The sequence below is a fragment of the Acidiphilium sp. C61 genome, assembly GCF_905116885.1.
Lineage (GTDB): Bacteria > Pseudomonadota > Alphaproteobacteria > Acetobacterales > Acetobacteraceae > Acidiphilium.
In genome coordinates, this window is record NZ_CAJHNI010000004.1 from 60,967 (window position 1) to 84,084 (window position 23,118).

A 23,118-nucleotide genomic window follows, 5' to 3' on the forward strand; every position below is an offset into this window, starting at 1 on the left:
GCAATGGGCGATCTCCTCTCCTTGATCTTCTTCTTCGCGGTCAGTGCCTTCGTTACGCCCGGCATTCTTTCGCTCCAACATAGCAGCTTCGAGGCTATCCGGGCTTCCTCCGCCGCAGGGCAAATGACCGAGATCGCCGCGGCGGCGAACCAATATGTCCAGGATAACTACAACACGCTCACCGCGAATGCCGGAACGACCACCGTCACGATCGCCCAGCTGCAGGCGCTGCATTACCTGTCGGCCGGCGTCCTGCCCGAGAACCCCTATGGCCAGCAGTGGGAAGTCGAGGTCAATCAGCCGACACCCGGAAAGCTGCAAGCCGTAGTGCTGTCTGTCGGGGGCAACCAGATCCCAGCCATGGATGCCGCATATGCGGCCGCACAGACCAAGGGGCTTGGTGGCTTCGTGCCTTACCCCAACCAGGTCGCCGGCGCGTCCAGCAGCGAGGCGGTCGGCGCCTATGGCGGCTGGAAAATCAGCATGGCCGGCTACACCAATGACGGTCCAGGGCACCTCGTTGGCCTGCTGAGCTACAGTCAGAACGGGCAGCTGAACAACGATTATCTCTACCGCAACGCCATCAGCGGCCAGCCACAGCTGAACAGGATGAATACCAGCATCGACATGGCCGGAAATTCTGTTCAGCACACGACGACACTTGGGTTCAGCAACGGATCCGCCACAAACACAGTGGCGCAGCTGACCAGCGACCCGACAAACAAGATCACTCTTTCCAGCCCGAACGGTGACGGCTCACTGAATATCCAGGGGCGTCTCGGGGTGATGGGCGAAGATGCCCAAAGCGGATACCCGGCGGCCTGGGCTGGCATCCACACATGGGATCTGTACGCAAACGGCAGCATCGGGTCTGGTACGAATGGCAGCCTCCTGGCTGACCTGTCAGGCCAGGTCGGCGCTGGCGGCTTGGTGCAAACGGTCAGCCCGAACGGGGCGGTTGAGGCAAATATCGAAAGTGACAACAGCCAAGCTCACCTCACCGTAGGGAACAGCGCGGGCGCCTACGTGACCATGAATGTGCCGGACAACGGCTCGAACAACGATGCGTCAGTTGCCACAAACGGCGCAATCTCGGTGAATAACCCCAACAACGGATCGGCATCGTTCTACGCCTATAACAACGGCTATGCCGGGGTCACCGATACATTTACCGTGGGCTCTCGCTTGCAGCTGGGCACGGCATTTGGCACGGCGAATCAAGGCGCCGGCTGCGGACCCAACGGAGAAATCGCGGCGAACGCAAATGGCTCGGGTCAACTCATGTCGTGCGTGAACGGCACTTGGCAGGCCCCAGGCGTGAGCGCTGGATTGTCGCAGGCGTTTAATGCTGGCTGTTCGGGAAGCGGCGGATCGGTCGGTTGGACAAATCCATATCCGACGCCAGCCGAGGCTTTCTTCACAACAAACGGCAATGAAGGTAACGGGACGATTGTAGCAAATGTCTATGATAAATATGGACAAGAATACCAAGCTCTCGACTCACTGGATTTGCCTAACGGAACAACACGAGACCAACATTCAACCGTTATGGTGCCAGGGAATGGCTCGATAGTCGTATATCCAGCAAACTACTATTACGGTTCTTCTTCAGGCGTTTGTTTATACGGCTTCGATAACTAATCGGAGCCACCGCAGATGTTCAAGTCGATCCTCATCCATCGCGTCCTCGGCAGGATTTCGTCCGACGGGATCACCCGGGCTTTGCGCCGATTGGATCTCCTGCAAGCCGTAGTCTACGGCACGATTTGGGCGCTCTACCCGTTTCAGGACCCGAGTGGTTTCTGGCGCCTCAACTGGGGACTCGGTGCGCTGGTTTGTGCCCTCTTCGGGGTCACGAATTTCCCGGGCCGGGCCGAGCGCGCTCTGCGCGCGTGGTCGGAAAATGTGATTCGGCGGCGGAGGAAGGCATGATTACTCCGCCTGCCCTGGCCGCCTGCATCCGGATGGCCGCCGCCACATATCATGTGCCCTCCGCGGCCATCACCGCGGAGATCTCGGCGCCGAAGCCGCCCGACGCAGTCGGTATAATGGGCATCCCGCCGGCCTGGCTTCCGGAGCTCGCCGGGCGAGGCTTCGATCCTGCTGAAGTCTCGAACAGCGCCTGCGTCAATGTTCGTGCCGGGGCAATGATTCTGTCCATGACACCCGGGCATAATGCAGCCATTTCCAGCGCTGCGGATTCCATCCCCGCGCCAATCAGGGCCATCGTTCTTGAGGCGGTCCGCCTCTATGACGTCGCCCCCGCCCGCGTCGTGGCCGTCCTTCACTCTTTCCATCCCGCCGGGTCGCTCGGGCCTATGGGCATTCCGCGTGCATGGGTACCGACTCTCGCCGCGAACGGCTTCGACCTCTCGAGGCTGGAATCCGACCCGGGCTATGCCGCGGCGGCCGGTGTTTGGATACTCGGCGTCGAGCGGCTTGGCAGGATGCAAACGTACAGCCTTCCAGCAGCGCGCTTCTCCCCTATCCCTCCTGCCTGGCTGCTCGACATCGCGGCCCCGATCGCTCGCCAACACGGACTTCCGCTGGCCCTGGTGCTTGCCGTCGCGGCCCAGGAGAGCGGATTTCGACCTGGCATCGAAAGCCCGGTCGGCGCGGTTGGGCTGATGCAACTGATGCCCGCCACGGCGACCCGCTTCGGGGTAAGCAACCGGCGCGACGCGACCCAGAGCCTCGAAGGCGGTGCCGCTTATCTCGAGCACCTGAAATCGGTGTTCGCCGGCAATCTCCCGCTCATGCTTGCCGCCTACAACGCGGGCAGCAAGGCAGTCATCGATCACGGCAACCGGATCCCGCCGTTCCGCGAGACCCAGAATTACGTGCCGGCCGTGCTGGCACGCTACCGGTACTACCAGCGGACGCTGGGCGGCCAGGAAGTTGTCGCCTCAGCCACCCCTGCCACGGCCAAGCCCGCCCCCCGAGCCGACCACCAATCGAAAGTCACGACGCCATGAGCCAGACAGACAGCAAGCCGACGCGGCGCCAGATCATTACCAAATGGGGCATCCGCGGGCTGGCCGCAGCGGCCTGGCTCGGCACCCTCGCGGTCTTGGGCGGCTATTTCGGCCACAAGGATCTCATCGCCTCGGCGCGCGCCTTGCCGACGCAGCGGGCCGTGACCCCGGCAGCAAAAGACCCTGCGGTGATCCGTCACGATCTGCCCGCTCTGCTGGCAAAGACTGACCTCGCCGGATTGTCTGAGGGGCATGGGCCCGTGCACCTGACCATATTCGTCGACCCGAACTGCATCTACTGCCACCTTCTCTGGGAGAAGCTGCAGAGCCCGGCTCTGAAGGGGCGCTTTACCATCACCTATGTCCCCGTCGCCTTCCTGAAGAAGAGCAGTCTCGGCAAGGCTGAGACCATACTCGCCCTCGGCCACAAGCCAATGATGAAGAACCCACTGGTCCGGAACGACTTCAGTGGCGGTCTCTCGGCAATGGCGACGGACGAGGCAAATTTCGACCTCGTCCATGAGTCCGGCGCGATCAAGCCGATCGACCTGCCCAGCATCGCGTGGATTATCCAGCGGAACACCAAGGAGTGGGGCGGGCTGATGAAATCCCTCGGCCGCCCGGCGGCGACGCCGACAGTGATCGTCGGCCAGAACCGCATTCTGGTTGGCGATCCCACGCCTGCAGTACTGATGGCCTGGGCTCAGGGCCGATAGCTGCTGGAAGATCCTCATCATGCTCCGCGTCAAGAATGACGACCCGAGGCTTCTGTTCAGCGGAGATCGCGGACAGCTGACTCATGGGAAGCCGACCCGCGTAGCAAAGCCGGTGGCGCTTCCGGGCCGCGCCCGCGTCAAGGGGGCTGCTACGAGGCGGCAACGGGCGGGCCGCGCTCCTCTCGCATGCCCCGGACACCCCGATTTCGGACGCGTGGTCGAGTTCTCGATTGCGGTCAGACCGCTGGTCAAGGAGCGCCATCGGGCAGGCAATGCCGAGCATTTCACTCCGGCGCAGACCCGCCGCTTCGAAGCGCGCGTCGCTGGGGAGGCTGGGTTGGCGATGCGGAACACCAGGATGTTCGTGACGCCGGTCTCGCTGATCATCGGCTTCATGTTCGCCGGAGACGAGGAGCTCTGGCCGATCGCCGGCGACGATGGTGATCTGAGCAATCTGGTCAAGGCCATCGAGGACGGCATGAACAAGGTCGCCTACCCGGATGATCGGGCGATCGTCGCCCTGAGGACGGCAAAGCTGTCCGGCCCTGTCGACTGCATATGGGTCAGGCTCGAGGCGGCGCGAGAAGACGACCTGACCAGGATGATCCGCGAGCGCGCGGGAAGCACGAAAGGATAGGCGACATGGATATGCATATTGAAACCGGTGGGACCAGAACCGACCAGGCGGTGACCCGCCGCCCGGTTGCAGTCGGGATTGAGCCGCTCATCGAGCAGCGCGTGAACGTCCTCGATCATGGCTTTGTCCGCGTCATCGACTACATGGGCGACGACGCGGCCGTGGTTCAGGCTGCCCGGGTCTCATATGGCCGCGGTACCCGCAAATTCAGCGAGGACGAGGGGCTGATCCGCTACCTCATGCGCCACCGCCACTCAACGCCGTTCGAGATGTGCGAGATCAAGCTTCACGTGAAGCTGCCGATCTTCGTCGCGCGGCAGTGGATCCGGCACCGGACCGCCAACGTGAACGAATACTCTGCCCGCTATTCAGTGATGGACCGGGAGTTTTATATCCCCGCTCCAGAGCACCTCGCCGCCCAATCCACCGCCAACCGTCAAGGCCGCGGCGACGTGCTCGAGGGCGACGAGGCCGCCGAGGTCCTCGCCCTGCTGCGCGACGACGCCAACCGCAACTACGCCCATTACGAGCTCATGCTCAACGAGACCGGCGCCGACCCCGCCCGCAAGGGCCTTGCCCGCGAACTCGCCCGCATGAACCTCACCCTCAACGCCTACACCCAGTGGTATTGGAAGACCGACCTGCACAACCTCTTCCACTTCCTCTCGCTCCGCGCCGACCCCCACGCCCAGTACGAAATCCGTGCCTATGCCGAGGCGATGCTCGGCATCACCCGCGCCTGGGTCCCCGCGAGCTGCCGGGCGTTCGAGGAATACCGGATGAATGCCAGGACGCTTTCCGCATCCATGGTCAAAGCCGTGCGCGCCATGGCGGCCGGAAATTCACTGCCAGCCGACATTCCCGGGCTTTCTGGACGCGAGCGCGCCGAACTGATGGAAATTCTCGGGATCGTCTGACCCGGCGTCGGTTTGCAAAATGCACCCGCAAAAATGCCGAATTCGGAGCCTTAGGCATGCCCGGGGCTTCGACAAACCTGCCGAATTACTGAATTTCTTCAGTCAGGAGGGCGTAGCTGACAGCACCGGCCTCCTGATGCAATTTTGTAGGAAATTCAGACGTTGACCTGATTCGAGGTAATCCGCCTGATAAAATGCCGAATTTATCGTGGCAAAGGATGGATTATCGAAAATCATGGGTCGTGCGGCGGAAAATGGAATTTCCCGCCGCCAGTTTGATATTCGAATATTCTAATATGGAATATCAGGGAGCCGGGTGATTTTCCAACCCGTGTCCGTCCCGGCCTGCCGGACGCGGTGGCGCCGTGACGAACACCGCGTCCCCGGCAACCGATATGGGGAGGCGGACGCCAGCCGCCTCGTCGATGGTGAATACCGTAGCGCTCTCCTCATCGGAGACCCAGCCCTCATTGTTACTCCACCAGCCATCTTCGCTCTCGGACCAGATCGTGACACCGCTGGATGGTGCCAGTCCAGATCCAGAGAGCGCAGCAGTTCCAAGGTCGGCTACCTGCAAGGCTAGTGCTGCCTCCGCGTCGACGAGATCCTGCCGCTCGATCGAAACCAGAGGGGCGGCATCATCCGGATGGGCGGAGCATTCCCCTCCGGCCTTGATCTGGCGGGCAATTTCCGCCGCCCGGAGCGCCTCCTCGAAGTCTGATGGCTCGGTCGCCGGCGGCAGGCCGGCATCGGACCGGATCAGGTTGACCAGGCGGAGGGCGATCACCTCAGCCGCCTCCCGAGTGTCGCAGACAACCAGGACACGCCCCGGCGCGGTCGGGTGCGTGCCCTCGACAACATGGACGCTTCGATGATCGGACATCTCGCTCATTGTCTGCTCCTCGTGGTTTCCCGGACAGCGGTCGGACAGCCCGCATGGGCGCGGGCTGTCGATTTCTTCAAAGGAACGCCTGATCCCATGTTCCGCTCGTAGAAGCCCTGCTGTACTCAGTAGATCTGTTCTCGAAAAAGTTGGTGTGCTCGACAGCATTCAGCATATCGTCGAGCCAAGGCAGCGGGTTCTTCTCGACATGAAAAATCGGATCTAGGCCCAACTGGAGCAGTCGGCGGTCGGCGATATAGCGGATGTAGTGCTTCACCTCCGCGGCGTTCAGCCCCTCTACGTCACCCATCTCAAAGGCGAGATCGATGAAGGCGTCTTCGTGCTCGACAATCGTCCGACAGATGGCAGCCAGCTCCGACCTCAGGCGGTCGGTCCAGATCTCCGGGTTCTCGAGGACGAACGTCCTGAAAAGCCGGATCACGGACAGGCAGTGCAGGCTCTCGTCGCGCACCGACCAGGAGACGATCTGGCCCATGCCCTTCATCTTGTTGAAGCGCGGGAAGTTCAGCAGGATCGCGAAGGAGGCGAAGAGCTGCAGCCCCTCGGTGAAGCCGCCGAAAGCGGCCAGCGTCTTGGCGATCTCGTGCTTCGACTCCACGCTGAACTCCTGCATGTAGTCGTACTTGTCCTTCATCTCCTTGTACTTGAGGAAGGCCGAGTATTCGACTTCGGGCATGCCGATGGTGTCGAGCAGGTGCGAGTAGGCGGCGATGTGGATGGTCTCGATGTTGGAGAAGGCCGAGAGCATCATCAGCACCTCGGTCGGTTTGAATACCTGGCTGTAGTGCTTCATGTAGCAGTTATTCACCTCGACATCCGCCTGCGTGAAGAAGCGGAAGATCTGGGTGAGCAGGTGCCGCTCACCATCGGTGAGGTTGCGGTGCCAGTCTTTCACGTCATCCGCGAGCGGCACCTCCTCGGGCAGCCAGTGGACGCGCTGCTGGGTCAGCCAGGCATCATAGGCCCACGGGTAACGGAACGGCTTGTAGACGGGATTCTCGACGAGAAGACCGGTTTCCATGTTCATGTCCTCGAAATCAGGATGGAGAGTGGGTGGCCTCTTCGGCCGGTGCAGCGGTCGACGGTTCAGCCGCGAGAGCGGGCTGCGCCGCCTCGGGGAGAGGATCGCCGCGATAGAGCGGGATAACCGAGCGAACGGCATGTCTTCCGGCATCGGTCAGCACGAAATACGTCATGCCTTCGCCATAGACGTCGCCGGACATCGGAGACATGAGCCCCTTCTCGGTCAGGCCGACCATGAAGGGGTTGGTCCTTTCGGCGTAGTAGTAGTCGCGGTACCCGGCCTTGACGGGGTCGCCGTAATCCGCGCCATAGGAATGAAGGAGGCAGTGGAGCTCTTCGGCGGTCAGCTGGTCAATCACCGGATCGCGGGGCGGCAGAAGATGGTCCTCAAAGGGATGGCGACGCGCGACAACGTCGACGATCCTGACCCCGCTGGTCACATCGCTCAGGCTATTCCACGCCTGCATCCTCGCCTTCGCGGCCGTAGCTGCATGGAACACTGCCGAATGATCGTATCCCCGGACCGTGACCCGCCATGCCTTTCGGACGCGCATATTCGTGGGCGTGATGACGGCGCTGTGCTGGTTCATGACAGGGCTCCGATCGTGGTAGATCCGCGCGCCAACCGCGCGCCAAGAGCCCTACTATATAGATTGGCCGCGCAAGTCAGAAGGAAAAAGGCCGGTCGATCGACAAGATAAATGCAGCCGCATCGCATGGCATCAATCTTATTTCTTGCTTACAATATTATGTTTTTATATTCTGGTTTTCCAACCAGGAGCATCGAAATGAGCGCCACGATCCACACCGAGCAGCATCAAGCCGAAGACGCCGCACCCAACGGCAATGTCGCGGCCGACCGACTTCGGAGCATTGTCAATCGCATCGAGCGGCTCGAGGAAGAGCGTAAGGCGCTCGGCGCCGACATCAAGGACATCTATGCAGAGGCCAAGTCCGCGGGATTCGACGTCAAGGTACTGCGTCAGCTGATCAGGTTACGCAAGCAGGCACCCGCGGAAGTCGAGGAGCAAGAGACCCTGCTCGAGGTTTATCGTCGCGCGATAGGGGTGTGATCGGCCGGCCCGCCTTCACAAGGCGGGCCTCCGCCATTATGGCAGACTCGAAACTGGCCGACCGAAACCGCTTGATGGCGGCCATCAGCTTCTCGATCGCCTTGGCTTCGATCTGCCTGATGCGCTCCCGGCTCACACCGAGTGTCTGGGACAGATCTTCCAAGGTCGCCCGCGCGTCTTCACCGTGCCGAGAAACGATCACCATCCTCTCGCGCGGCGTCAGCATCTCCAGCGCCTTCGCATAAAGCTCGCGCCGGCGCTCATCAAGATTTGCCTCGATAACCAAGGCTTCCTGGTCATCCGGCGCGATCAGAGTGTCCTGCCGCGAGGCCGAGCCCTCATCCTCCCCGACAGGCATATCCAGGCTCACGTCCCGCTGCAGCCGGGGCGACTCCCCGTCGACAGCGACCTTGCTCTGCCGACTACGTGGGCGAACGACGCTGACATTGCGCTCGACGTAGTCACGGATCTCCGCACGAACCCACCAGCCAATATACGTCGAGAAACGGTAGCCCAGTTCGGGGTCATAGCGGTCAAGCCCCTTGATCATGCCGACCGTGCCCTCCGAGACCAGGTCTCCGACGGAAGCGCCGTAACGCCGGGCGAACTGCCGAGCGATGGGCAAGATCATCCTGATGTGGGACTTGATGAGGCGATCTCGAGCGCGCGTATCGCTATGGTCGCGCCAGGCACGAGCCAAGGCGATCTCCTCGTCATGCGACAGCATTTCTGCGCCGCGCGCAGCGACTGCCACCAAGCTCTCGTTGATCTGATCCTGTCCGTTCATCATGACATCCGTGGTCTAACCTTTCGGCGCAACAATACCACGCGAAGCCAGCGGACCCCAAATATAAAATTTTGCGAATAAGCCGTCAGCGAAAGTAGAAATTCAGATTTTATTTTGAATTTCTGGAATCGAAGGCAGCGATTTATGATCTTCACACCAGATTTCAGCCGGCCTCTTGGACCGCCTCTTCGATTTGCGCGACGTCGATCGTTTTATGCTCCAGGAGCAGTTCGGCGATAGCCTCCAGCTTGGCCTTGTTCGAACGCATGAGCTGGAGAACTGCACGTTCTGCTGCAGAGTAGATCTCGCACACCGCGTCTCCAAACCTGTTCAGCTCGACCGGCGAGAGCGGCGTACGCTCATGAACGCCAAACCAGCCGGCGCTCCCCGCATTACGACGCGAGCCTATACTGGCGGCACTATCGATCATCCCGAACCGGCCGACCATGGAGCCAATCATGTCGAGCGCCTCGTCACGATCATTCTCGGCCCCCGTCGTCACGTTATCCTCTCCGAACATCGCGATCTCGGCAGCCCGCCCCGCCAGTGCGACCCTGATCCGGGCCTCGATCTTCGCCTTGGTGACACTGAACTCGTTGTCCATCACATCCATGATGACTGCGCCAAGCGAGTTGCCATGGGGCACGATGGTTGCTCTGAGCGGGCGATCGGCGTGATCCACGAGGAGTGCCGCCAACGCATGTCCCGCCTCATGAAACGCAGTCGTAAGGACGGTCTGGCGAGACATCTCAAGAGAAGGCCGAGGCGTGCCGAGCAAGATTCTGTCGAGCTGGGTCGTAAAATGCTGCATCTCAATCAGTGGTGCATTGTCCCGAACCGACGCGATACCGGCTTCGTTCACAAGATTGGCTACAGCGGCCATGCTGAACCCGGGCATCATGCTTGCGAGGCGGTAGAAGTCGACATCGCTGGAGACCGGCTTGTTGCGGCAGTGCAGGCGCAGGGCAGCCGCCTTCTCGGCTCGATCGGGCATTGGGACGTTGATATGGCGGTCGAGCCGTCCGGGGCGCATCAACGCCGGGTCGATGACCTCTGGTCGGTTGGTTGCGCCGATCAACAGCATTGGCTTACCACCCTGAACGGTTTCGAAGCCATCCAGGCCAACGAGCAGCTCGCTGAGAACGCGATTGCTCTCCTGGCCAGCGTCACTCTGGCGACCAGATCCACCCGAGCGCCAACCGGCGATCTGCTCGATCTCGTCGATGAACAGAATACCACCCGTCTTCTTGATCTGCCTGATCGTCTTGCGGATGCGCGCCGGCGCAATCGAAACGAACATGCTCCCCACGTCGGCGATGTTGAGCGAGTAGAAATTGGTGTTCACCTCGTTGGCGATCGCCTTGGCGATCGTGGTCTTACCATTGCCAGGCGGACCAACGAGCAGAATTCCCTTCGGCATCTTTGCCCGTCCGGCGTATCTCTCCGGCGCCGCGATCATGTCGATCACCTCGGCGATCTCCTCCTTCACGCTCTCGAGCCCAGCGATATCGGTCAAGCGGATGTTTTCGTGCCCACCCCGCACAGCCTTCCGCAGGCGGCTACGACGCAGGGAATCCATGTACTGGAAGGCGATGACCACGAGGAAGATGAGTAGTATGCCCTCGATCAGGAATGATATCCCGCTGGACAGGGTGCTCAGGACACCAGTCGAGAACGGTCCGGACGGGTGGTGAGCGAGGACGATTGCAACGTCATTCTCATACGCGTTCTTGACCAGGCTGATATCCTGCCGGACCCGCCACGCCATGCCGTTACGCATCACCAGAACCAAATACCGGTCGGAATTCTTCCCTTCAGGCACCACGCCCTGAAACGCGATCAGATAGAGAGTCTGGCCAGAACCGATTAGTTCCCTAGCCTTGGCCAGGGGGATCAACGGGTGTGGCGTCACGTACACATGCAGGTAGTTGGCATTAATCTCGGCGGTGGCAGGTCGGTAATAGAGTGGCGGAATGTCGACTTTCGCCGCTTTGCCGGTACCACCGGACGTGTTCTTCTGGTGTTGTGGGACTGAGACGGTCGCAGCGCCGGTGGTATTTCCCCAGGCTGGTCCGGACATGAATGCCTGCCCAAGAATAATTGCCGGGATCACAAGCTTCCGGAGTTTTATCATTACGGGTCCTGGAATGTATTGACCGATCGATGAGCGACGCGGCCGGAAGGTGCCGCACCAAACGCGTGGAGTGGCCGACTGACTTCAATAGCAATATATATTTAGATATCTGTAGTCAATTTAATTCAATTCGGTGATGGCTCACTTATGACCTCGTCATGGAGGCTGAGGATTTCAGCCTGCACGGCGCCTGGCGTGCTCCAAGCCTCCATTCTGGATGAGATTTCATCCCGCATCATGTGCCCGGTGTGGCTCTGTCGTACACCGCCGCCGAGATCGTCCCGCAGCATCTCGACGAAGGCCCCGCGGTCCATAGCCTGGATTTCAACCGGACTGGCCTCGATGATGCGGTCCACCATGCTGAAACAGGCGGACGCGGGCGGGTGCGGCAGGGCATGGCGGAAGAACTCGACCGTGTGACCGGGACCCGGCACCACCTCGAAGGCGCTCGGTGTCTCGTTGATGGCATCGATGGAGGTGCGGGCAATCGAGCCGAAATTGCACCAGATCGTCCCGCCGTAACGGGCCGGATCCCGGTAGAGATGCATGTGCCCGTTGAGAACGACATCGCAGCCCTTGATCGGGTGTGGCTCGATCGAGCCGGGGTAGCTGCCCGCGAATGCCATGTCGTGGTGGGTCATCCAGATCCTGAAGCCGACATCGCCGCCCACCCCCTCGACGGAGTGGGGGATCGGCGCTCCGTATGGACTGGCGCCGACAGCGACCAGGACACCGTTCACGTCATAGACTCCGGCCAGACCCGGGTTGACCATCACGAGAGCGCGGTCCGATTTGGCGATCACGGACAGCGAGTCCGCGGCCGACAGCTTTTCCCCCTTCTTGTCGTGGTTGCCGACATTGAATACCGGCTTCGCCCACGAGCGGGCGAGAATGCCGAGCAGGACCGACTTCAGTGTGTCCTCATTACCGGTCGCGACGTGGAACAGGTCGCCGAGAAAAAGGGGAATGAGGCGGCGCTCGTTGGCGATCTCGATCGAGTGGTTGATCTTGACCATCACGTGGCGCCAGTAGCCCTCGGCGCGACGGGAGGGACGCTTATCGTCCCACGCGAGATGCTGGTCGCCAATGTTCAGGAATCCGTTGCAGGCAATGGGCGCGTCAGTCACAGCTGGAGCTCCTGGTCGAACGATTAAAAGCCGAGGTCGAGCGAGAAGCCGGCATCGTCAGCCGATGGTTCCGGCGGCGGGACGGAGACCGATGGAGCCATCGGCTGGACGACAACGGGCTGGGCGACGACCGGCGCAACCGGACGCGACTCATGGATGAGCGCCGTCGGCTCGTCCTCGTCTTCGTGCATCGGGCCGCCGCAGACCGGGCAAAGATCACCGACTTCAGCGACAAGCTGGTCGAAGGCATAGCGTGCCGCAACGATCTGCTCATCCACCTCCCGCAGTCGGGCGAGGGCGCCCGACACATGTCCGTCGCTCAAACGGAGCGACTGGGCGGCAGCCAGCATCGCGTCTGAACGCCCGCGATCCTCGTTGATCTTTTCCTCCGGGCTGCCAGGAAGCCTCGACAACCGCTCCAGGGCCGCCCGAGATTTCGCGACGAGCGCTGCCGTGCCGCGTAGCAATGCGGCGACCTCGGCGCCATCGGTCTCCCGCAATGCCGGTGCTTCGGCCGGCAGGCGGGCAAGGATCGCAGAAATGCGCTCCCCGCGGTCAACCGCACTACGCAGGCTGCGCAGACTGGAAGCGGCAGCGTGATGAAACGAGACGTCCGTGAGAACAGGCGCCTCGGGAAGAGCTCCAAGCCGTTCGAGCACCCGGGCGATCCGCTCGACCGCGGTCGCGCCGTCTGCGATCCGGGCCGCGAGCCCGCGCCGGATATCGATCTCGCTTGCGGGCGGGATTTCGGGGGGGTGAGGAAGAGTCTCCAGGCGAGCTGTCACCGCGGCGAGCCGGTCATGCGTGGCTGCCAGCTCGCGCAACCTCGATGATATCGAGGCGCGCAGGCGAATGGAGGCGACCTTTTCGGCGGTGTCAGAGAGCCCCTGGGCAGCCTTCTCCGCGCGCTCCGAGAGGGTCGCCACGTCGGCCATAGCTTCAAGCCTGGCGACGACATTACCCATCTCGGCCTCGCCGCTCTTCACCTGTTGGTTCCAGCCGACGATCCGCTCGCGGTACTTGGTCTGCATGGCTCTGAGCCACTGTACCTCTTGTCCAATCGACAGAACGGCGGCCTGCCGGGTCGCGGGCAAGTCGAGCAGAAAGATGGGTTTCTTCTGGTGGCCGATCTGCAGATCGAGATCATCCGTCCTGACGATACCCATCATCCTGCAGACCCAGTCCGGCACCATCCGGCCGCCGGTCGAGCAGATCTGGCCGTCATGGGTCATGGTCTCGCCGTCGGCGTCCAGCATCGTCCACTGGTTGACCGGGTTGCGCTTGGTCTCGCGAGAGAAGCGGAGGGTCTGCCGGTTCTCGGCCTCGATCATGATTGCCATGCCCGTCTCGCCATGGCGGATGTCGTCATCCGTGACGTCGCCATAGAAGATCGCCCGGAATGCCCGGGTGACCCGCGACTTGCCGATGTCGACATCGCCCGTGATCACGGTGAGATAGGGGTCGAGCTCGATGTCGATATCCTTGAGCGTCGCGAGGTTGCGAATCTCGATCTTCCGGATGCCGGGAAGCTCCGCCGGCACGTCCTGCCATCTCGTGCCGCCCGCCATCTCGCGGATGACAGCCGTGCGGAGGCTGCGAGCATCCGGCGGCGGCGGCTTCTTGCTGCCGCGGCGGCGGACAGGCTTGGCCGGCTCATCCTCGGCCGGCCCGTCGAAATCGACGGCGGCGTCATCGCGGCCGAGGGTGATGACCCGTGAATCGGTACCGAACATCTCGGGGCGGTGGTGGGAGACCACGACGATCTGGAACCCGATGTCGCGGCAGAGACCCCGCAGCACGCGGTAGAATGCCTCGACGCGATCGCCGCGGATCCAGCAGTCCGGCTCGTCGAGGACGAGCAGGCGCCGCCCGCCCGACCTGACGACCGAAATGCACCGCAGGCCGGCGCAAACCACGTTCGTCATCGCGCCGGAGTTCTCGAAGACTGATGTCTTGTAGTCCGGCGCGCCCTTCACGAAGCTGCTGATCGAAAGGGCGGGCTGCCCCCGCTCGATTCCAAGATCGATCGCGATTTCCTTGTCGGCGTCGATCACGTCCTGGACCAGCGCGGTCAGCAGGCGCGTGTAGACCCCGACGGTCGATTCCAGGGCTTCAGTCTGGATGCGCTCCAGCGTGGCCGTCACGGCATCACGGATCTCCAGGCGTCCCTTGGCCTCCCCGACCGAGGTTCGCAGCTCGTTGCCACGCGCCTCCAGCGTCTCCCGCTGGATGACCGCGCGTTCGACCGCCCGCCGCGCCTTCTGGGCGGCGTCGGTCAGGAGCCCAAGCTGCGCCGTAGCCCCCTGGATGGCCAGATCAGTGCTGATGGCCTCGTCAGCCACCGACGCTGATCCCCATGTCGGCGAGGTCGGTGCAAACCTCCTCGATCTCGCGCTTGAAGGTCGACACTTCAGCTTCCGACGCCGCGAGGATCTGGCTGGCAGCAGCCTCGATCTCGTCCGGATTGTCGGTGCCGAAACGCGCGATCGCATCCTGGCGGGCAGCCTCGAGATCGGCGGTGGCGCGATCGTGCTCGCCCTCGAAGCGGGCGCGCAGGTTGCGGAGCTGCTCAAGCCGGCTCTTGCCGCCGGCGAGGCGGGCGGCGATGTCTGCGGAAGCGTTCGTGCTCATAGAGTGGGGCCCTTTGCTAGTTCCAAATCGACTTCGGTTGGCCGGACGAGCCAGTTTGCCCGGGCGGCATAATCCAGAACGGCTTGTGCCGATCGCTCGGGGAAGCCGAGCTCGTTGGTGACATCGATCTCTCTGAAGCCGCCACGAGCCAGGACATCCGGCCTGACGCTGGCATCGCCGATCCTGAACGGTGCGTTCGTGTCATCCTTGAAGGTGAGCACATGCTTCCAGTGGACGTACGACCTGCTGTCGCCATCGAAGCTCGCATCCATTCCGTGAATCCGGACCAGGAGGGCATTGTCGCCACCCACCTGGTTGATGATGGGGACGATCTCGGAGGCGAAGCCGGTGTCCGCGGTGATGACGACGTCGCCCGGCTTGCAGACCTGGTTGACGGTGTCGAGGAACCACTTGCCGAACACCGTCTTCCCATGACGTGGCTTGATCACCACTTCGGAGACATAGATCAGGGCCTGACGGAAGCTGGCACCGCCGAAGATCTCCAGCGGCTGGTCCTTGATGGCCTCCAGATAGTCCGGTGGCGCGATCTGGCCGTCTGGAGTGCGGACGTTGTAGATCGAATTCGTCAGTGTCTTGAGCCGGTCGGCCATGTTGATGCGATGGGCGCGGCAGCCGTCAGGCAAACTACGACCGATCATGTCCGCAACCAGGTTGGCATTGGTCGTCTTGCCGACCCGCTTGGGCCCGTTGATCAGTATCATGCGGATATGCTTCATCGCGGCTTCCATTGCGTGGATCAGCTGAATTCTATCCGGCAGTTGTGAAAGTGACGGCCTTTAGGGTGCCGGGGCCTCGGGTTCGCACCCGTCGCCTTCTGGTGCGCTGTCGGCCCGCGACCGCCGGGTGCGGAAAAACCCGTCGTACTCGGGGAAGGCTTCGTGGAATTTCCGCGCGTAGTAGGCGCTGTAGTTGTTGTTGATCTTGAATGACTCGCCGCCGCCCAGACCGCCGGCGATGGCGGTCTCCCACCTGACCCTGTGCAGTACCGCATCGGCCGAGTTATGGCGGTGACCGGCGCGGATCAGCTCGAAGGCAAAGCCGCAAAAATAATCCCAGACCTCGGGATGCAGGCGGTCGAAATTGACGAATCTCTCGGTGATCGAATCCCCGCCTTCGGACGGCAGAATAATCTGCCGGTCGTCCTGCGCAGGCCCGGCGCCGCCCCGTGCGAGGTATCCGTCGAAGAGGCCGGAAAAATCGGGGAGATCGGTCGCCATCGAATAATACCGCTTTCAGTGCGCTTCGTTTCAAGGATTGAATCTAGGCCCCGAGTATGCATGCAACAATTAGATGGAATTCTTCCATTCAGATTGATATACTCGCGACATGTTTCTATTGGCTCCCTGGATTTCGGGGGTCGGCGCGGACGATGTCGATATCCTTCCCCACAGGGGGCGGGCCTTGATATTCCTCTCGCCCCGGCACGCCCGTCGCATCGTGATCGGCGCGGACGCGGCCGGAGTTCCATGCATCGGCATGCCCTTCATCGACTCGCGGACATTTTCGACAGTGCTTTGGGAGCGGGCCATCCTTGCTCTCGATTGTATCCGCCCACCCTCGGCGAGCCGGCCCGGCAGTCAGCCCCGACTTGGTGACTTCATCTGCCTCCCCGGACAGGAGCGGCGCAACAACGGCAAGTTTGCCCTGTGGGTGCCCTGCAGGCCCGGTCTGCTGGCAGCTATCATCGAAACCGGGCGGAAGTTTCAGGCGATTGGGGAAAACGAACGGGGCGAGGCGCGGATCGGCTTCTATGATGTCGTACCTGCCGGTGACAGCGAGGCCAGGGCCGAGTGGCTGATGGGGGAAGACGCCGCCATCGTGCCGCTGACGATTGCTCGCGACCTTCCCTGCAACGGCGATATGGCATGGCGCTCATCGGCTGCAAAACCAGCCGGCTCAAGGCAGCGCAAAGGCCAAAAAATTTAGCCGGCTCAAGCGCTTCAGCCGCATCCTTTCCCTTTGTTGCATGCCTTTCTGGTCCGTAGAGTCTGCATATGAGCGACGAACCTGCGGATGAACTGGGCTTCAGCCCGCCGCTGGCCGATGACGGCCAGTTGGCGCTTCCTGGCTTTGGCGACCTATTTTCTCTTGACCCACTCACCGGGTCTGAAGGCGCGTCCGTCGAACAGGATGATCATGATGGCAGCGCAGTCGTCGATCAGTTTCAGTTTGACGGCTTCGGGTTCGATGTCTATCAGCCCGCACCGCAGCCGGCTGCCGGACACACCCCCTCGCCGCACCCGGGACCCAGCGGCGAGATCGCAGTCTCGAAGGCGTCACCGCGCGCGCCGCATCGCTTCAAGGACGTCCGGATACAGCTCCAGGCCCCCGAGCTGACAACGCGCGGCGGCAGGATGCTCGTCAACCTCATGGTCGAGAACGGCGGCGAGGTTGAATTCGACCGGGCCTGGTGCCGTACATCGATGCTGGAATACCGGGGACAATGGCTGTCTGCGGAGGGGTCATATGCGAAGAACCAGAAGACGGGGCTGGTCGAGATGCGCCTGGATCGCGTCACTCCTGGCTTCCCAAGGAGTCCCGCCGCGAGCGCGATCCTGCTGAGCGAGATTCTCCTTCCTGTGATGCTGACCTGGACTGTCGACGCCCAGTCGATGGTGGAGCGCCGCACTTTCTGGGGCAACAAGATCTCCGAGTTCGTCTTCAGCCAGCCGCCCGGCGCGCTGGAGAGGCTGCTGTCCGACATCTCTCCATGCCTGGACAAACTTGCAACGACCGACGAGCAGAAAGCTGGCCTTGCCCGGGCTTGGTTCGATGCTGCCGGGCCCAGCCGTCTCGATGTCGTTCTCAAGGACGCCGGCTTCAACGAGGACGAGCGCAAACGGATCATCCAGCGCTGGCGCGAGAAATCCTATGAGGTGCTGCGTCAGAATCCCTACGCGATCGTCTCGATGGGGTTCACGGTCGACCGTGCCGAGACGCTGGTCGAGCCCCTCGCATCCAGCCCCGACCGTGGGATGAAGCTGGTCGCTCACCTGCGGGATGCCCTGAACCGCCTCCAGGGAGAGACCGGCTCTACGGCAATCTCACTCGAGATCATGCTCTCCGGTTTGATGGCTGCCGAGGCCGTATCGGTGCCTGACGTAAAGGAGGTGGTCGATCTCGTGCACGCGGCGCGCCGGGATCTTGATGTCGCCGTTGTGGCCGCGGATCGACGGAATTACTGCGGAGTGGGGCGCAACATCATGGCCGAGGTGCGCTTTGCCCGCTACATCGCCGGTCGCCTGAACGAGGCGCGACAGAAGCGGGCGCGGGACCCGCAATCCTACCAGCAGAAGTACGACAGGGCGCTGAAATATGCACAGGCCGCCCTCGCTGCCATGATGCCTGGCAAGCCGGTCGACCAGACCCAGGCAGAGGCGGTGGCGCTATCAGCCATCGAGCCGGTGTCCGTTCTTACGGGCGGCCCCGGCACTGGCAAGAGCACAGTCAGCAAGGCTCTCGTTGAGGTGCTGGAAAAAATGGCGGCTGAACGGCCGGCATCCGAGCGCGGCAAGATCGTACTCATGAGTCCAACCGGGCAGGCTGCGATCAGACTGGCCAAGATGTCTGGCCGGGAAGCCGCGACCATGCATCGGGCGCTCGGGATCATCCCCAGCGATCTCGATCCAGGGGATTTCGAGGTCCGGGAGCACTTCTCCCCGAACGATATCTTCGTTGTCGACGAGGCATCCATGGTCGACAGTCAGCTCGCGGAAGCCTTGATCCGCGCCGCGCCGACCCGGCCCGGTCCAGGCTTCCGCATCATCCTGATCGGCGACGATTCACAGCTGGATCCGGTCGGGCCAGGCCGGCCGTTTGCAGATATCCTGGCCGCCTGCAACGGCAGCGCGGCGCGGGTGCCGTTCACAAGGCTGACCAAAGTGCACCGGCAGGATGACAAGGGCGGCATCGCCATCGGAGCGGCGAGGGTCCGTCAGCGCGAGGCACCGGTGATACGCCAGGCAGCCGGGATCGCATCCGTACCCGACGGCGCGGTTGGGTTGCTCCCGGCGCAGGCCAACCAGGTGACCCGGATGATTCGCCGCGAATTTGCGGCAATGCTGGAGCGCGGAGAAGACCCGGCCAATACCGCGGTGGTGTTAACCCCGATGCGAAAGGGGCCTGGCGGTGTCTACGAGCTGAACGCCGCCCTGTCGAATGTCCTGAATCCGAATGGCGAACCGATCATGAGCGAAGACCGATGGAGGGGCGACGGCCCGATCCCGCGGGTCGGAGACCGCGTGGTGATGGGGTCCAGGGTGGTGCAGCGAACGCGCGGAACGGATCACGGCACTGAGATCGTCAACTCGGCGACCGGGCGGATCCTCGAAAGGCTGGAGAAGGGCCGGGTGGCCGTCGAATTCGACGGACTCGGCCGGATAGAGCTCGATGCCATGCATCAGAAGGCTCTGATGATCGGCTACGCGATCACGATTCACAAATCACAGGGCTCGCAATACCCGAACGTCTTCATGCCGGTGTTGCTGAACCAGTCGTCGATGCTGGAAAACCGTCTGCTCTACACCGGCTGGACAAGAGCCATGAACCGTCTGTTGCTGGTTGGCGACATGAATGCGATCAACCTCGCGATCTCGTCCGACAAGAGCAAGTTGCGCCGGACCGTCCTGGGCAAACTTCTCGAAGAATGCCTGATGCCCGATCCGGTCGCGATGCCTCTGATTGTCCAGGAGCAGGCCAGCCCGGACGATCTCGACCTGTTCACGCAGTCATACTTTCATGCTCAGGGGGCCACCGAAGACGAGGTGGACCTGCAAGACGTCATGCGTGAGACAGGTCACGCCGGGTCGCCCTCGACAAGCCCGCACCCGGAAGTGGCACCGATGTTCGAGAATATGAATTTCATCGACCTTCCGTCGCCCTGAAAGCCAGTTCCGGAATTTTCCCTTTGCTCTGTGACTGGCATTGCCGGTATTGTTTTTGTATGACAACCCGACCGAACCACGCCAGTCGCCCCAATACCGCGCTCATTCGCGCCACGCTCTTCGGAACCCTGTTCGTCGCGGGATGGCCATCACTTGCTCATGCGGCGACTGGTAGCGACACAGTTGGCAGCGCCATTCAATACGCGCTGAGCAGCACGATCAACGCTGCCGCCCACCTGATCATCCTGCTGGCCTTCCTGGCCGGGATCTACCTCCTCGGATCGGGCCTGATGCTTCTCTACGAGGCGTCCGATCAGAACCGAGGAACCGGGATGAGGGAGGGCGTGCTCAAGCTGCTCGCCGGTAGCGCGCTCTGCGCCCTGCCCGCCCTGCTCGGGATCAGCGTCGAGACGATCCTGAATACCGCGGTCTATGGCGGGTCGACCAGCGCCCCGATCGGCGCGGTCCAGTCTTGCGTCAGCATCAGCGGCAGCATCCCGATGACGTGCGTGCTGAAGAATATCGCTTCCAACGTGGTGCCGATCGCGACCGAGGCGGCTTTCGTGATCTGCTGGGTCGTGGCCCTGATCCTGCTGTTCAACACCGTATATGGTCTGGCTGTATCTCAAGGCCGCGGCGGATCGGCGGCGCCCCAGTACTGGAAACTGAAGCTGGTGGCGGCTGGTATCTTGGCCAATCTGCCGATCTTCCTCGAAATCATCGCCAATACGCTGGGCATCCACACAGGGACGGTGAATGCCAGCGGCTTCCAGGGAATGAGCGGTGGACAGGTGTCGAGCATCCTGGCCTATGCACCGAGCGGCGTCTCGGGACAGCTCGCGCAGTACACCCAGGAGATCAGCTACGGCTTTGTGATCATCTCGATGTTCGGGATTTTCTATGCGCTGTATGGCCTCGCGCTCCTGATGAACCCGCAGTCGAATAAATCGAAATTCGACATCGCCTGGCACATTATCGGCGGCGTCGCTCTCGCAAATCCGAATTATTCCGTGTGTCTGCTCGTAAATACGCTGATGGGATCGAAATTCGGATTTTGCTGACCGGGCACGTCGTCCCGGCCAGCAAGCCGAAAAAAATCCTTAAAGCGTGAGCCGCAGCATGCTGCTGACGGCTCGATTCCTGGCATCCACAGCCGGGTTGATCACACGGCCGATCTGCCTGATCTCGGGCAGCTGCGACAGCCCGTCCAGAGACAGGCTGCGCCATTTCTTGCCGAGGCACTGGCGCCAGACCTGCAAGATGCCCTCGACTTCATCATCCTTCATCCAGTCATAGCCACAGATGTGGTGGACGCGATCCCTCAGGATCGCACGAGCGGGCGCAGCCACTGCCGCAGCAGGGGGCTGATTGTCATCGAAAGCGCCATAGCGATCAGTGACCTGTTCGTGTGTGAAGCCCCGCAGTGCCTCGGCGTTGAAGCGAAGCCGGCCGGCCGCGGCCTGTGCGTAGAACCAGGCCAGTGCTTCCTGGCCTTCCGGCGGCGGGACCTGGTTCGAGAAGTACCGGTATTCGACCGTCTCGAGATCCTGCTGGTCGCCCTTGTCCGGGTCAAAGCCCTTGACGCAGGCAGTTCCGAGCCGGGAATAGCGCCCCGCGATCGGCATCCGCACGGACAGGATGTGGGTCCCGCCGAGGCAGCGGTTCACATTGTAGCCGTTCATCGATGCGCAGCAGTGGTTGAGGCCGAAGGCACCGAACGGGTCACGCTTGTTGGCTCCCTCGTAATAGAGAAGGCGGTCGCTGTTCAGATCCACGATCCAAGCCCCGTTCGGCGCCTGGACGGGCTCCATCCAGGCCGGCCATGTCACCTGCTTCGCGGGCACATCCAGGCCAAGCCGCTTCCTGATGTCGTCACCATCCCTGATGATGATCTCCAAATTGGGCGCGCCCGCCTCGATCAACTTGCTCCGCTCGGCCTCGGCATGGACATTATACCGATGCAGGGTTTCGGCGATGGAGATGAGGTTGCGGTCGTTGACTGTCATTGATGTCGCCAGGACCAGTCCGGCCGCATCCGCAGCGTCGGGGATGGTGTTGATCCGGTCCCGACGGGAAACCCTTGCTGCCACCGGGAGAACCAACTGGTTCTTGGCGCTTTCGACCATTGCCACGATATCGTGCAGGCCGCTGGCGAGCGTCGCCCTCGCGGTCCGGTTCGGATCGATCTTCAGCGACAACCACTGAAGGCACGACACGGGGTTGGCCTGGATGTTCTCTTCCTGAATCGCCGCCGGCGCGACGGCTATTGCCGTTTCGGCCCCCTGCCCCTTCGCCACGGCTTCAAGCTTTTTGCCAAGAGCCAGGAGGCGATGGCCATCCTCCTCGCTGATGTCGGCCGGCATGCGACCGTCGGAGAGCGCTGCGACAACCTTGGCGCTGAACCCGGTCCAGTCGCCTTTGCTGTCCTTGAACAGGGAGGCGAGGGTGACGCCATACGCCATGGTCAGAGGGACGGCCATGTCAATCAGGTCGGCGAGGGCCTGCAGCTTGACTGCGTCCGCCTTGGGGATGAAATCGGGCGGCAGGGTAGCGATCTCCCGGCAGAAGGCGACCGGGTCGAGCACGCCAGTATCGAGGGACACTCCGCGCAGGCGGGCGAGCAGTTTTGCGTTGACGCCTGAAATGTCGGAGAGCGCCTCGGCCAGAGAGGCACCCGTATCGACCGTCTTCGCGAGCAGGCCAACGCGGGCGATCAACACGCTGTAGAGCGGCCATACCTCCATCGCCTGGCGGCGCCATTCGCGGTGTGGCGTGTCCTCCGTATAATAGCGGTAGGCGATCGCGTCATTGATCCCACCAGCCATGCCGATGATCCGAAGGACCTCCAGGTCGATCGGCTTATCGGCCTCGCCGGGCCGGGCATGAAAGCCGACAAGCATGTCCGTCATGCTCGCCGTGATGACCGCCTGCATCTGGCGGATCACCCGATCTGCCGGCAGGCGCGTGGCAATGGCCGTGCCGAGACTTCGTGCGACCTCCGAGATGAAGCCTCGCGCCGCCTCTTTGGCCAGCAGACAGGGCTCGTCGAGCAACATCCGGGAGATTTCCTGACTCCGGGCCAGGGCCGGGGCGAGCCAGGGCGCGTCTGCATATGCCGCCATGTGCAGAGCCGCGTCACGGATGCCGACGCTAAGCCATCCACCCTCGCCGCGGCGAAACACGACGTAGCGACCACCGTCATAATCGGCGACTTCCGGACGGAGAGCCTCGACATGACGGTCAAGGATCTCCTTCATTGCCGCTGCGAGTTCTTTGGGATCCATATCACT

21 protein-coding genes are annotated in these 23,118 nt (G+C 62.2%); 10 read left to right on the top strand and 11 right to left on the bottom strand.

What is annotated here, in order from left to right:
• The first annotated feature begins 3 nt into the window (after positions 1-3).
• The 6 genes from pilV (at position 4) to thyX (ending at position 5,245) form a co-directional block, all read left to right on the top strand.
• Positions 4-1,641, top strand: a complete 1,638-nt coding sequence (pilV, locus tag HUW10_RS01650; protein WP_174501928.1) for a shufflon system plasmid conjugative transfer pilus tip adhesin PilV — start codon at positions 4-6, stop codon at positions 1,639-1,641.
• A gap of 15 nt (positions 1,642-1,656) precedes the next feature.
• Positions 1,657-1,932 carry a hypothetical protein gene (locus HUW10_RS01655; protein WP_174501929.1) on the top strand — a complete coding sequence of 92 codons (276 nt, stop codon included), beginning with the start codon at positions 1,657-1,659 and terminating at the stop codon, positions 1,930-1,932.
• Entirely contained in the window at positions 1,929-2,975 is a 1,047-nt protein-coding gene (locus HUW10_RS01660; protein ID WP_201712565.1) for a transglycosylase SLT domain-containing protein, read from the top strand. The genes HUW10_RS01655 and HUW10_RS01660 overlap by 4 nt, the downstream gene beginning before the upstream one ends.
• A complete protein-coding gene (locus tag HUW10_RS01665; protein ID WP_174501930.1) occupies positions 2,972-3,691 on the top strand; it encodes a hypothetical protein in 720 nt (239 codons plus the stop codon). The genes HUW10_RS01660 and HUW10_RS01665 overlap by 4 nt, the downstream gene beginning before the upstream one ends.
• Before the next feature lie 214 nt (positions 3,692-3,905).
• Positions 3,906-4,328: a RusA family crossover junction endodeoxyribonuclease gene (locus tag HUW10_RS01670; protein WP_174501931.1), complete on the top strand. Its 423-nt coding sequence runs from the start codon at positions 3,906-3,908 to the stop codon at positions 4,326-4,328.
• Between the two features lie 5 nt (positions 4,329-4,333).
• Positions 4,334-5,245 (top strand): FAD-dependent thymidylate synthase, encoded by a 912-nt coding sequence (gene thyX / locus HUW10_RS01675; protein ID WP_174501932.1) that lies wholly within the window; start codon positions 4,334-4,336, stop codon positions 5,243-5,245.
• A 304-nt stretch (positions 5,246-5,549) separates the two neighbouring features.
• Here the strand turns inward: thyX and HUW10_RS01680 are convergent, their stop codons facing one another.
• The 3 genes from HUW10_RS01680 to HUW10_RS01690 form a co-directional block, all read right to left on the bottom strand.
• Entirely contained in the window at positions 5,550-6,137 is a 588-nt protein-coding gene (locus HUW10_RS01680; RefSeq protein WP_174501933.1) for a hypothetical protein, read from the bottom strand.
• Positions 6,138-6,204: 67 nt separating this feature from the next.
• Complete coding sequence (locus HUW10_RS01685; protein ID WP_236656151.1) at positions 6,205-7,170, bottom strand: ribonucleotide-diphosphate reductase subunit beta; 966 nt, start codon at positions 7,168-7,170, stop codon at positions 6,205-6,207.
• A 16-nt stretch (positions 7,171-7,186) separates the two neighbouring features.
• Positions 7,187-7,762 carry a hypothetical protein gene (locus tag HUW10_RS01690; protein WP_174501935.1) on the bottom strand — a complete coding sequence of 192 codons (576 nt, stop codon included), beginning with the start codon at positions 7,760-7,762 and terminating at the stop codon, positions 7,187-7,189.
• Positions 7,763-7,960: 198 nt separating this feature from the next.
• On the opposite strand from HUW10_RS01690, the gene HUW10_RS01695 reads away from it, so the two are divergent.
• Entirely contained in the window at positions 7,961-8,245 is a 285-nt protein-coding gene (locus HUW10_RS01695; protein ID WP_174501936.1) for a DUF2312 domain-containing protein, read from the top strand.
• Here HUW10_RS01695 and HUW10_RS01700 read toward each other — a convergent pair.
• The 7 genes from HUW10_RS01700 to HUW10_RS01730 all read right to left on the bottom strand — a co-directional run bounded on the left by HUW10_RS01700 (position 8,163) and on the right by HUW10_RS01730 (position 16,162).
• Positions 8,163-9,035, bottom strand: coding sequence for a sigma-70 family RNA polymerase sigma factor (locus tag HUW10_RS01700; protein WP_174501937.1), 873 nt, complete (start codon positions 9,033-9,035; stop codon positions 8,163-8,165). The genes HUW10_RS01695 and HUW10_RS01700 overlap by 83 nt on opposite strands.
• A 160-nt stretch (positions 9,036-9,195) precedes the next feature.
• Positions 9,196-11,166: an AAA family ATPase gene (locus tag HUW10_RS01705; RefSeq protein ID WP_174501938.1), complete on the bottom strand. Its 1,971-nt coding sequence runs from the start codon at positions 11,164-11,166 to the stop codon at positions 9,196-9,198.
• A 125-nt stretch (positions 11,167-11,291) separates the two neighbouring features.
• On the bottom strand, positions 11,292-12,293 hold the full coding sequence (locus tag HUW10_RS01710; protein WP_174501939.1) for a hypothetical protein: 1,002 nt from the start codon (positions 12,291-12,293) through the stop codon (positions 11,292-11,294).
• Between the two features lie 23 nt (positions 12,294-12,316).
• Positions 12,317-14,635, bottom strand: a complete 2,319-nt coding sequence (locus HUW10_RS01715) for an AAA family ATPase (protein WP_174501940.1) — start codon at positions 14,633-14,635, stop codon at positions 12,317-12,319.
• Positions 14,628-14,924, bottom strand: a complete 297-nt coding sequence (locus tag HUW10_RS01720; protein WP_174501941.1) for a hypothetical protein — start codon at positions 14,922-14,924, stop codon at positions 14,628-14,630. Before HUW10_RS01720 ends, HUW10_RS01715 begins: the two co-directional genes overlap by 8 nt.
• Positions 14,921-15,661, bottom strand: coding sequence for a hypothetical protein (locus tag HUW10_RS01725; RefSeq protein ID WP_174501942.1), 741 nt, complete (start codon positions 15,659-15,661; stop codon positions 14,921-14,923). The genes HUW10_RS01720 and HUW10_RS01725 overlap by 4 nt, the downstream gene beginning before the upstream one ends.
• Before the next feature lie 60 nt (positions 15,662-15,721).
• Entirely contained in the window at positions 15,722-16,162 is a 441-nt protein-coding gene (locus HUW10_RS01730; protein ID WP_174501943.1) for a hypothetical protein, read from the bottom strand.
• 109 nt (positions 16,163-16,271) lie between these two features.
• On the opposite strand from HUW10_RS01730, the gene HUW10_RS01735 reads away from it, so the two are divergent.
• The 3 genes from HUW10_RS01735 to HUW10_RS01745 all read left to right on the top strand — a co-directional run bounded on the left by HUW10_RS01735 (position 16,272) and on the right by HUW10_RS01745 (position 20,889).
• On the top strand, positions 16,272-16,871 hold the full coding sequence (locus tag HUW10_RS01735) for a hypothetical protein (RefSeq protein WP_174501944.1): 600 nt from the start codon (positions 16,272-16,274) through the stop codon (positions 16,869-16,871).
• A 68-nt stretch (positions 16,872-16,939) separates the two neighbouring features.
• A complete protein-coding gene (locus HUW10_RS01740; protein WP_174501945.1) occupies positions 16,940-19,828 on the top strand; it encodes an ATP-dependent RecD-like DNA helicase in 2,889 nt (962 codons plus the stop codon).
• 59 nt (positions 19,829-19,887) lie between these two features.
• Positions 19,888-20,889 carry a hypothetical protein gene (locus HUW10_RS01745; RefSeq protein ID WP_174501946.1) on the top strand — a complete coding sequence of 334 codons (1,002 nt, stop codon included), beginning with the start codon at positions 19,888-19,890 and terminating at the stop codon, positions 20,887-20,889.
• Between the two features lie 39 nt (positions 20,890-20,928).
• Here HUW10_RS01745 and HUW10_RS01750 read toward each other — a convergent pair whose 3' ends face one another.
• On the bottom strand, positions 20,929-23,112 hold the full coding sequence (locus tag HUW10_RS01750; RefSeq protein WP_174501947.1) for a hypothetical protein: 2,184 nt from the start codon (positions 23,110-23,112) through the stop codon (positions 20,929-20,931).
• Between the last annotated feature and the right edge of the window lie 6 nt (positions 23,113-23,118).